This window comes from Pyxidicoccus fallax, from assembly GCF_012933655.1.
GTDB lineage: Bacteria > Myxococcota > Myxococcia > Myxococcales > Myxococcaceae > Myxococcus > Myxococcus fallax.
This window is the reverse complement of record NZ_JABBJJ010000409.1, coordinates 1-10,392: the sequence shown is the minus strand read 5'-3', so window position 1 is coordinate 10,392 and position 10,392 is coordinate 1. Positions and strand designations below refer to the sequence as shown.

The window sequence follows — 10,392 nt, the reverse complement described above, 5'->3', positions numbered from 1 at the left end:
CCCCGAGCCCCCCCCCGAAAGCGCCCAGGTGCGCAAGCTGGCCCAGGCCGCCCGGAAGCTCGCCAGTGAGCTGGCGGGGTGCCGTCGGATCCCGAACGCCGTCGCCGAGCGGGCGGCCGCCCTGGCCGAGGATGTCGAAGACATTGCCGCGGGCGTGACGGACGCCTAGACCGCTGTTACTGAACGCTGACCCGGGGTCGGGGCTGTACGCTCGGCAACGGGCCTGTACCGCCGGGCTTCCTGCCCGAGGGGGAGGGCCCTATAGTGGTTCCAAGAGGGCCCCATGTAGGTGGGCGCCTGACGGCTGTTCGAGACGTGGGCATGCCGTGAGGGTAGGGGAGAGCGGTGGACGGCGTAGTAGGCTCCGGAACAACCGGGGTCGGCGAACTCGGAGGCGGCAGTGAAGAAGGAGCACCACGTCAACCTGTCCTGTTCGTTCTGCGGCAAGTCGCAGCGCGAGGTCCGCAAGCTCATCGCGGGCCCGACGGTCTACATCTGCGACGAATGCATCAAGCTGTGTAACGACATCATCGCGGACGAGAACGAGCGTGAGGAGGGCAAGCCGCAGGTCAGCCTGCCGACGCCAGCGGAAATCAAGGCGTTCCTCGACGACTACGTCATCGGTCAGGACCAAGCGAAGAAGGTCCTCGCGGTGGCGGTGTACAACCACTACAAGCGCATCTACCAGAAGAAGCCGACCTCCCGGCCCCGTCCCGGCGTGAAGAGCCCCGGTGGCGAGGACGTGGAGTTGAGCAAGAGCAACATCCTGCTCATCGGCCCGACGGGCAGCGGCAAGACGCTGCTGGCCCAGTCGCTGGCGCGCTTCCTCAATGTTCCCTTCACCATCGCCGACGCGACCAGCCTCACCGAGGCCGGCTACGTGGGCGAGGATGTGGAGAACATCATCCAGAACCTCCTCCACAACGCGGACTACGACGTGGAGAAGGCGGCGCGCGGCATCGTCTACATCGACGAAATCGACAAGATTGCCCGCAAGGGTGACATGCCGAGCGCCACCCGCGACGTCGGCGGCGAAGGCGTGCAGCAGGCCCTCTTGAAGATCATCGAGGGCACCCGCGCCAACGTCACGCCGCGCGGCGGGAAGAAGTACAACCAGCAGGAGTACGTCCAGGTCGACACGACGAACATCCTCTTCATCTGCGGCGGTGCCTTCCACGGCATCGACGGCGTCATCAAGCGCCGCGTGGGTGAGAAGGGCCTGGGCTTCGGCGCGAAGATCACCCACCGCGAGGAGCGCAGCGTGGGCGAGCTGCTGGCGCTGACGGAGCCGGAGGACCTGATGAAGTTCGGGATGATTCCCGAGTTCATCGGCCGCCTGCCCATGATTGCGACGCTGAATGACCTGAAGGAAGAGGACCTCGTCACCATCCTCTCGCAGCCGAAGAACGCGCTGGTGAAGCAGTACCAGAAGCTCTTCGAGATGGAGAAGGTGAAGCTCACCTTCACCAAGGAGGCGCTGCGCGCCATCGCCCGCGAGGCGATGCGCCGTCACTCCGGAGCGCGCGGCCTGCGCGCCATCCTGGAGGACGCGATGCTGGAGATCATGTACGACGTGCCGTTCCGCGAGGGCGTCAAGGAGTGCAAGATCACCGAGCAGGTCATCACCAAGCATGAGCCTCCGCAGCTGGTGATGGAGAAGGAGAAGAAGACGGCGTAAGCCGCCTTGCTTCCCTGAAAAGCGCCAGGGCCCTTCTTCCCCAGCGGGAAGAGGGGCCTTGTGCGTTTCAGGCGCCGAGGCGGGGCGCGGGCAGGGTGATGATGAACTCGGCGTAGTCGCCGGGCTGGCTCTCCACGCGCAGCTCGCCCTGGTGCTCCTGGACGATTTCCTGGCAGAGCGCGAGCCCCAGGCCGGTGCCCACGCCCGCGGGTTTGGTGGTGAAGAAGGGGTGGAAGAGCTTCTCGCGCAGGTGCTCGGGGATGCCCGGGCCGTTGTCGCGCACGCGAAGCTCCACCGTGTCGCCGTCGCGGCGGGTGCTCACGTGCACGCGCGGGACGTAGCCGGCGCCGGCCTGCTGCTGCTTCTGCACCGTGGCGTAGAAGGCGTTGTCGACGATGTTGATGAGCAGGCGGCCGATGTCGCCGACCACCAGCTCCACGGTGCCCACGGCCGGGTCCAGCTCGGACTGCGTCTCCACGCTGGCCGCGCCGGCGCGGCCCTTCAGGCCCTGCACGGCCAGGCCCAGGCTCTCGCGGATGAGCGTGTTGAAGTCCACCCGGGAGCGCGTCCCCTCGGAGCGCCGCGAGTGACGCAGCATCGTCCGGATGATGTCCGACGCGCGCTTGCCGTGGGCGGTGATGCGCTGCGAGTTCTGCCGCAGGTCCTCCAGCAGCTCGAGCACCTCGCCCAGCGCCTCCGCGTCCAGCCGTCCGGACAGCTTGCGCAGGGACTCCTCCAGCTCCGCCGTCAGCCGGGAGGACAGCTCGGAGAAGTTGTTCACGAAGTTGAGCGGGTTCTGCAGCTCGTGGGCGATGCCGGCGGTGAGGGCGCCGAGGGAGGCGAGCTTCTCCTGGTCCATGAGCTGGCGCTGCAGCTCATGCAGGCGGGTGCGCGCCTCCGCCAGCTCCGCGTCCTTGTGTTGGAGCTCGGACGTGAGCGCCTCCACGCGGCGCTCCAGCGCGCGGTCGGGGTCCTCGGTCATTGGTTCCACCCGTGCGTCACCAGAGGGCGCCCCCTTTGACGTCAAAGGCTAGCGCCGGCTTCGAGGGGCAGGCAACCCGGCTCGGACAGACCGGCCCGGTTGGAGTGTCCGCGGCGAGTGTGAGATGCATGCCACTCGGTGATGAGTCATTCGGTTTCGAGGGGGACGGCGACGCGGCCGGGGGGGCGGCGCGCGCTCGTCATTGGCAGTGGCTTTGGCGGACTGGCGGCGGCGGTGCGGCTGGCGGCGCGCGGCTGGCGCGTCACGGTGCTGGAGCGGAGGGACGGCCCCGGGGGACGGGCCAATGCGTTTCAGCAGGACGGGTTCACCTTCGACGCGGGGCCCACCATCGTCACGTGCCCGCACCTGCTGGAGGAGCTGTGGGCGCTGGCGGGGAAGCGGCTCGCGGACCACGTGGAGCTGCGGCCGGTGGAGCCGCTGTACCGGATGCGGTTCCCGGATGGGGCCGCGTTCGACTACCACACCGACCTGGAGGCGATGCGCGAGTCCGTGCGCCGGCTGTCGCCCGGGGACGCGGCGGGCTTCGACACGCTGTGCGAGCGCGTGGAGCGGATGTACGAGGGCGGCATCGGCCCGCTGATGAGCGCGCCGGTGCCGCGCCTGTCGAGCCTGGCGCCCTTCACGCCGGCGCTGGTGCGCGACGAGGCCTTCCGCACGATGTATGGACTGGTGGCGCGGCACGTGCGGGACGAGCGGCTGCGGCAGGCGCTGAGCTTCCATCCGCTGCTCATCGGCGGCAGCCCCTTCGAGCCGGCCAGCGCGGTGTATGCGTCCATCCAGTTCGTGGAGCGGCGGTGGGGCGGGTTCTTCCCGGTGGGGGGAACGGGCGCGCTGGTGCGCGGGCTGGTGTCGCTGCTGGAAGGGCTGGGCGGGGAGGTGCGGTACGGCACGGAGGTGACGGAGATTTCCCTGGAGGGCCGGCGGGCCACGGGCGTGCGGCTGGGAGATGGGACGTCGCTGCCGGGGGACGTGGTGGTGTCCAACGGGGACGTGGCGTGGACGTACCGGTACCTGCTGCCCGGGCACGTGCGGCGGCACTGGACGGACGAGCGCATCCAACGCTCGCGGTACTCGATGAGCGCGTTCCTCTGGTACTTCGGCACGCGGCGGCGGTACCCGGAGGTGGCGCACCACACGCTGCTGTTCGGCCGGGACTTCCGGGCCATGTTCTCCGGGCTGGCGGGGTCGGGGCCTCCGGCCGAGGACCCGCTGCTGTACCTGCACCGGCCCACGGCCACGGACGCGGCGCTGGCGCCCGCGGGGCATGACGCGTTCTACGTGCTGGCGCCGGTGCCGCACCTGGGCGAGGGCGGGGCCTGGCGGACGCGGGCCGAGCCGTTCCGGCGCGCGCTCGAGGAGCGGCTGTCGCGCACGGTGCTGCCCGGGCTGGGCGCGGAGCTGGCCACGTCGCGCGTCTTCACCCCGGAGTACTTCCGCGACGAGCTGCGCTCGTTCCGCGGGGCCGCGTTCAGCTTCGCGCCCACGCTCTGGCAGACGACGTTCTTCCGGGCGCAGGCGAAGAGCGAGGACGTGGAGCGGCTGTACATGGTGGGGGCGGGCACCCACCCCGGGGCGGGACTGCCCGCCGTGCTCTGCTCGGCGAAGATCGTCGACACGGTGATTGCCCGCGCCGCGTGAGCCTTCGCCGCCGTCCCTCCTTCAGCGCCGCGGGCGTGGGAAGCGCGGGTACACGTCCTTCTCGAACACCTCTCGCAGCTTCGGGAAGTTGAGCGCCCACTTCACGCCCAGCCGCCACGGTGCGAACAGCGCCCTGGGCACGCGGGGGAACAGCTCCTCCGGCCATTCCAGGTACGTCTTCTCCAGCGCCCCCACATCGAAGTCCTTCGCCACGTCCACGCAGTAGGGCTCGGCGTCACCCTCTGGCATCCCATCCAGCTCCGCCAGCAGCCCCTCCGGAACGAACGTGGTGTGCAGCGTCATGCCGATCTCGAAGTTCCGGCTGCCCAGCCGGCAGATGGGCCCCTTCGCCAGGTCCTGCGAGTCGAAGATCCACACCTCGTCACCCGTGGAGTCCGGCGGCAGCGCCGCCGACGGGTCCGACACCACCAGCGCCACCAGGTAGCCCTTCCAGTGCGGCACCGCGGGGAAGCGCGCGCTCGGCACGAACTGCGGCGCGAAGCCGTACCAGCCCGTGGGCAGCACGTAGCCCTCGAAGCGCCCCGAGTGGACGAAGAACTTGAAGAAGCTCGCCGCCCGACCGTCGCGGATGGGCAGCCCCTCCTTGTCCCCCACCACGGGCCGGTAGAGCTGGTACAGCGCCTCCGGCACCATGTCCGCCGTGAAGCCATCCGAGTTGACGTAGAGCGCCAGCTCCTCCGGCGGAATCACGTCGTTCGCCGGGGTGCCGTTCATCCGCAGGTGCGACTCCAGCTCGCCATTCACCAGCCCCGGCCCGGAGAACACCGTCAGGCCCCACGTGAAGTCGTCATGCGAGTACAGGCTGGAGCGCATGCGCAGCCGCTTCATGTCGATGCGGTGCACGCCCACCGAGCTGCGCGTGACGGGCACCGCCGTGGACATGCCCACCTGCCAGTCCTTCACCCGCTCGCCGTTGATGAGCGGCTCGCCCTCTTCCAAGGCGTGGGTGAGGTCCTCCGTGGGCGAGTGCGCCACCACGAGCGTGAGTTCGTCGTCCGGATTCTCGTACAGCGCCGCCAGGTGCAGCCCGCCGCCGCCCGACTGGAAGCGGTACGCGGGCACCGCCGGCGCGTCCTCCGCGGACAGCGTCTCGGACGAGGGCCGCAGGTCCGCGCGCCTCACCACCCAGAACACCGCCTGCGGAGCCGACGGCTCCGACGTCATCCAGTCCACCAGCCGCCCGGCCCGCTTCATCCCCGGCGCCACCGCCTGGAAGGCAATCTTCCAGAAGTTGATGGGGAAGTTGGAGTCCAGCAGGACGACGTAGTCCCGCGTGACGGCAAGCTGGTGCACCGATGCCGTCACCACGTCCGCCCCGGTGGCCGCGTCCACGAGCTTCCAGTGATGCAGCCGATGCTCCCACGTGTCCCAGCTCACCAGCTGCGTGTAGCCCGGCCCCAGCGGCCACTTCGGTCCATGGTTCGTGAAGAAGAGCCGGGGCCGCTGCCGCTCCGGCGCCTCCGGGGAGGCCGGCCGCGCCGGCTCGGGAGCCACCGCTGGATGCGCGGTGGCCTGCAGCAGCGGGAAGGCCCAGGGCGACGGCGCCGCGGCGGCCCACTCGTGCCGGTAGCCCAGCGGGGTGACGGCCCGCAGCGTCCTCGGGTCGATGGCCCACGGGCGGCCCGCGTCCGTCGTCACCAGCAGCAGCTTCTCGCCCTCGACGAGGAAGGGCGCCGTGTTGGGCGTCTCCTGGATGCCGAGCGTCAGCGAGGCCGGCACCAGCGTCGTGTCCCGGAACCGGTTCAGCGCCCGGGTGAGCGGCCCCCGCGCCGTCGCGCCCGCGTCCACCCGCTGGCGCGCGTAGTACGACGGTGAGCGCATCAGGGCATGGGTGAACTTCGCCCCCGCTCCGTCGAAGTCCAGCCGCAGCACGAGCCCGTCCGACGCCAGCGCGGGAGTGCCCGCGCGTACGCTCGGCCCCGCCACGAAGACGTGGCCCCGCAGGTCCTCGGGGAGCCGTCCCGCGAGCACCTTCAGCGGCTCGTCCACGGACTCCGTCCGGCGGGTGTTCATCATGTTGCGAGGCATGCCCGGCCTCGGCCCCGGCGGGACGCTCACCCCGGGGTACGTCCTTCCGTCGGGCTCGGGGACCTCGTCGCGAGACGAGGGAGCGGGGTGCTTCAGGCGCCTGGCTGCTTCGGACATGTGGGGACTCCAGACGCGGGATGAAGGTTCACCGCTCGGAGAGGAGGCGGCCACGCTATCACCCGAGCCCCCCGGCCCGCAGGGGCCGTCCCCCTCCCCTCCGGTGGGGAAGGGGTGTCCGCCGTGTCACGCAGTACCCCGCCGGAAATCACTGTGAGATGATTCTCCTGCTTCACGGGAGTCCCCTGACTCCCGCCGCACGGGGCGGACCCCCCCGAGGCCACACCCCCTATGGATGAACACGGCATGTCCGAGCGCCAGACCATCGGCGGCAGGTACGTCCTGGAGCGCAGGCTCGCCGGGGGCGGAATGGGCACCATCTGGGTGGCGCTGGACCCCAAGCTCCAGCGGCGCGTGGCGCTGAAGCTGATGGCGTCGCACGCCGCCCCGGCGCCGCTGGCCCGCCAGCAGTTCGAGTGGGAGGCCCAGGCCATCGCCCGGCTGCAGAACCCGCACGTCATCCAGGTCCACGACTGCGACCTGTCCGGCGACACGCCCTACATCGTCATGGAGCTGCTCGAGGGCGAGGACCTGGAGGCGCTCCTCATGCGCCGCGAGCGGCTGTCGCTGGCCATGGTGGACCGGCTCCTCACCGAGACGGCCCGCGCGCTGACGGCGGCCCATGCCGCGGGCGTCATCCACCGCGACCTCAAGCCCGCCAACCTCTACCTCGCGCGCACCGCGAGCGGCGAGCTCGTGAAGGTGCTCGACTTCGGCCTGGCGCTCCTCATGTCCGGCGGCACGGCCCAGCCCCACCCAGAGGAGAGCATGGCGGGCACGCCCCGCTACATGAGCCCCGAGCAGCTCCGCGGCATCGAGCCCCGGCTGGACCACCGCTGCGACCTCTGGGCCCTGTCCGTCGTGGCCTACCGCGCGCTCACCGGGCAGCACCCGTTCAGCCTGGAGGCGCTGCGGCAGATGCGCCTGGGCAACGTGCCGCCGCCACCCCCGGCGCCCTCCAGCCTCGTCCCCGAGCTGGGCAAGGAGGTGGATGCCTTCTTCGCGCGCGCCCTGGACCCGGAGCCCTCGCGCCGCTTCCAGTCCGCGCACGAGCTGGCCTCGGCCTTCACCGCGCGGGTGGACGCGGGCCGCCCGTCCCGGCCGGCGAAGATTCTCGTCGTGGATGACGAGCCGGACGTCGTCGTGCTGATGGAGCAGAGCTTCCGCAAGCAGATCCGCCGCTCCGTGTACCAGTTCCTCTTCGCCTCGGACGGCGAGGAGGCGCTGGAGGCGCTGCGCCAGCACCCGGACATCCAGGTCGTCCTGTGCGACATCAACATGCCGCGCATGGACGGGCTCACGTTCCTGTCGCGCATCGGCGAGGTCAGCACGCTGACCCGCGTCATCATCGTCTCCGCGTACGGCGACATGAACAACATCCGCACCGCGATGAACCGCGGCGCGTATGACTTCATCACCAAGCCCATCGACTTCCCGGACCTGGAGGCCACGCTCGCCAAGACGCTGAAGCACGTGCGCGAGTTGCGCAGCACCGCCCGCTACACCGAGGAGAACGGCCTTTTGCGCATGTTCGTCCCGGGCGGCGTGCTGGAGCGGCTGCCGCCGTTGCTCCAGGGCTCGGACGCGCTGGCCGGCGAGCGCGTGGAGGGCACGGTGGCGTTCATCGACGTGGACGCCTTCACCCCGGTGCTCCACCAGGAGCTGCCCGACGAGTCGCTGCGCCGGCTGAACGCCAACTTCGAGGCCATCGTCCCGGAGCTGCTGGCCCGGGGCGGCACGGTGGACAAGTTCGTCGGGGACGCCGTCATGGCCGTCTTCCGCGGCCCCGGCCATGTGGACCGCGCGCAGGAGGCGTGCCTCTCCATCCGCAAGCAGCTGTCCGTCCTCGCCACCCGCGGAGGCGAGCGCGCCCCGTATGCCCACGGTGTCTGCATGGGACTGGACACGGGCGTCCTCGTGTCCGGCAGCATCGGCGCCAAGGCGTCCGGCCGGCTGGACTTCACGGTGCTGGGCGACGTGGTGAACACCGCCGCGCGGCTGGCGGCGCTGGCCGCGAAGGGGCAGGTGCTCGTCAGCGCCCGCGTGCGCGAGGCGTCTCGGGAGCCCTTCGAGTACGCGCCCGTGGAGGCGCAGGCCACCACGTTCGCGCTGGTGCGGCGCGAGGGGGACACCAACGTGGCCCCGGACGACCCCACGCCGTACGTGGACGTGGAGCCCGCCCGGGGCGAGGGCTCGCGGCCCTCCCGGTAGCGGGAGGGCAGGGCGGGCGTCTCAGCTCTGCGTCACGCGCACCGTGGTCTTCATCTCGCGGCCCGTGGCCGGGTCGCGGGCGCGCATGGTGAGGATGCCTTCCACATTCACGTCGAAGGTGATCTCCACCTGCACGCCGCCGGCGCGGGCCTGCTGGATGCCGGAGAAGGTGAACTCGCCCAGCAGGTCGTTGCGCGCCACCATGTCGTTGTCGCCCTGGAAGATGCGCATGGCCAGCTCGGTCTGGTTGTCCATGCTGGTGGTGGCGAGCAGCTGCTTGGCGTTGGGGATGGGCGCGTTGCGCGGGAAGACGACGTGGAAGGCGCCGCCCGCCTTCTCCAGGCCGATGGCCATGGGAATCACGTCCAACAGCTGGATGCGCAGGTTGGTGTCGTCCTGCAGCGAGTGCGCGTAGAGCGCCGCGCCGATGGCGACAGCCTCGTCCGGGTGCACGCCCTTGCTGGGCGGCTTGCCGAAGAACTTCGTCAGCCGGTCCTGGACGATGGGCATGCGCGTCTGGCCGCCCACCAGCATCACCTCGTCCACGTCCTTCGTGGACAGCCCGGAGTCCACCAGCACCCGCGCCACCATCTGCAGCGTGCGGTCCACGAGCTGGTTGGTGAGCTGCTCCAGCATCTTCCGGGTGAACTTCATCTCGATGTTCAGGGGCTGGCCCTGGGCCGTCATCGTGATGAAGGGGATGTTGAAGGGGACCTCCTCGCGCGCGGACAAGTCAATCTTGGTGCGCTCGGCCAGGTCCTTGATGCGCTGCATGGCCACCGGGTCCGTGGCGAGGTCGATGCCCGTCTTCGCCGCGAAGTCCTTGAGGACGTGGTGGATGATGGCGTTATCGAAGTCGATGCCGCCCAGGAAGACGTCGCCGCCGGTGGCCTTCACCTCGAAGACCCGGTCGCGAATCTCGATGATGGACACGTCGAACGTGCCGCCGCCGAGGTCGTAGATGACGACCTTCTCCTTGAGCCCCTTGCCCACGCCGTAGGCGAGCGCGGCGGCGGTGGGCTCGTTGATGATGCGCACCACCTCCAGGTCGATGAGCTTGCCCGCGTCCTTCACGGACTGGCGCTGCCGGTCGTTGAAGTAGGCCGGGACGGTGACGACGGCCCGCTTGATGGGCGTCTTCAGGTAGTTGGACGCCACCTCGCGGATCTTCGCGAGAATCTTGGCGCTGACCTCCTGGAGGGAGAACTCCTTCTTCCCCACGTCCAGGGTGACGTCGCTCTTCTTGCCGGGGCGCATGTTGTACGCCACGACCTTGCGCATCGTCTCGACGACATCGCTCTGGAAGGGTCGACCCACCAGGCGCTTCGAGCCGTAGATGGTGTTGCGGGGATTGAGCTGCCACTGGCGCTTGGCCTCGTAGCCGATCAGCTCGTTGCCCTTGTCATCAATCGCGAAGATGGAGGGGATGGTGTACTCGCCCCCTTTGTAGGGGATGAGCTTGACGTTCCCGCTGTCCTCGACAATCGCCGCGCACGAGTTCGTCGTGCCGAGGTCGATGCCGATGATGGGCTCCTTGTGCATCGTGTCTGGACTCCGGGTGGGGGGCACCGCAGGGAGAAGGAACCGACCGTACCGCACCCGGGGCAGGGGCGCGAGTCCGCTCACACCCTGGCTCCCTGGTCCCTGAGGTAGGGGGCCCCGGGGGACACGCCGGGTCCGGGGCGGAGGAGGGCGG

At 70.0% G+C, this 10,392-nt stretch carries 6 protein-coding genes; 3 read left to right on the top strand and 3 right to left on the bottom strand.

Features of this window, described 5'->3' with window-relative positions; translation table 11 throughout:
• Positions 1-400: 400 nt before the first annotated feature.
• Entirely contained in the window at positions 401-1,678 is a 1,278-nt protein-coding gene (gene clpX / locus HG543_RS46840) for an ATP-dependent Clp protease ATP-binding subunit ClpX (protein WP_169351472.1), read from the top strand.
• Between the two features lie 67 nt (positions 1,679-1,745).
• Here clpX and HG543_RS46835 read toward each other — a convergent pair whose 3' ends face one another.
• Positions 1,746-2,660, bottom strand: coding sequence for a sensor histidine kinase (locus tag HG543_RS46835; protein WP_169351471.1), 915 nt, complete (start codon positions 2,658-2,660; stop codon positions 1,746-1,748).
• A 141-nt stretch (positions 2,661-2,801) separates the two neighbouring features.
• On the opposite strand from HG543_RS46835, the gene crtI reads away from it, so the two are divergent.
• A complete protein-coding gene (crtI, locus tag HG543_RS46830; RefSeq protein WP_169351470.1) occupies positions 2,802-4,319 on the top strand; it encodes a phytoene desaturase family protein in 1,518 nt (505 codons plus the stop codon).
• 21 nt (positions 4,320-4,340) lie between these two features.
• Here crtI and HG543_RS46825 read toward each other — a convergent pair whose 3' ends face one another.
• On the bottom strand, positions 4,341-6,485 hold the full coding sequence (locus HG543_RS46825) for a carotenoid oxygenase family protein (protein WP_169351469.1): 2,145 nt from the start codon (positions 6,483-6,485) through the stop codon (positions 4,341-4,343).
• 246 nt (positions 6,486-6,731) lie between these two features.
• Between HG543_RS46825 and HG543_RS46820 the strand changes: the two genes are divergently transcribed.
• Complete coding sequence (locus HG543_RS46820) at positions 6,732-8,696, top strand: protein kinase domain-containing protein (protein WP_246357799.1); 1,965 nt, start codon at positions 6,732-6,734, stop codon at positions 8,694-8,696.
• Between the two features lie 21 nt (positions 8,697-8,717).
• Here the strand turns inward: HG543_RS46820 and HG543_RS46815 are convergent, their stop codons facing one another.
• Positions 8,718-10,238, bottom strand: a complete 1,521-nt coding sequence (locus tag HG543_RS46815; protein WP_169351467.1) for an Hsp70 family protein — start codon at positions 10,236-10,238, stop codon at positions 8,718-8,720.
• Positions 10,239-10,392: the final 154 nt, after the last annotated feature.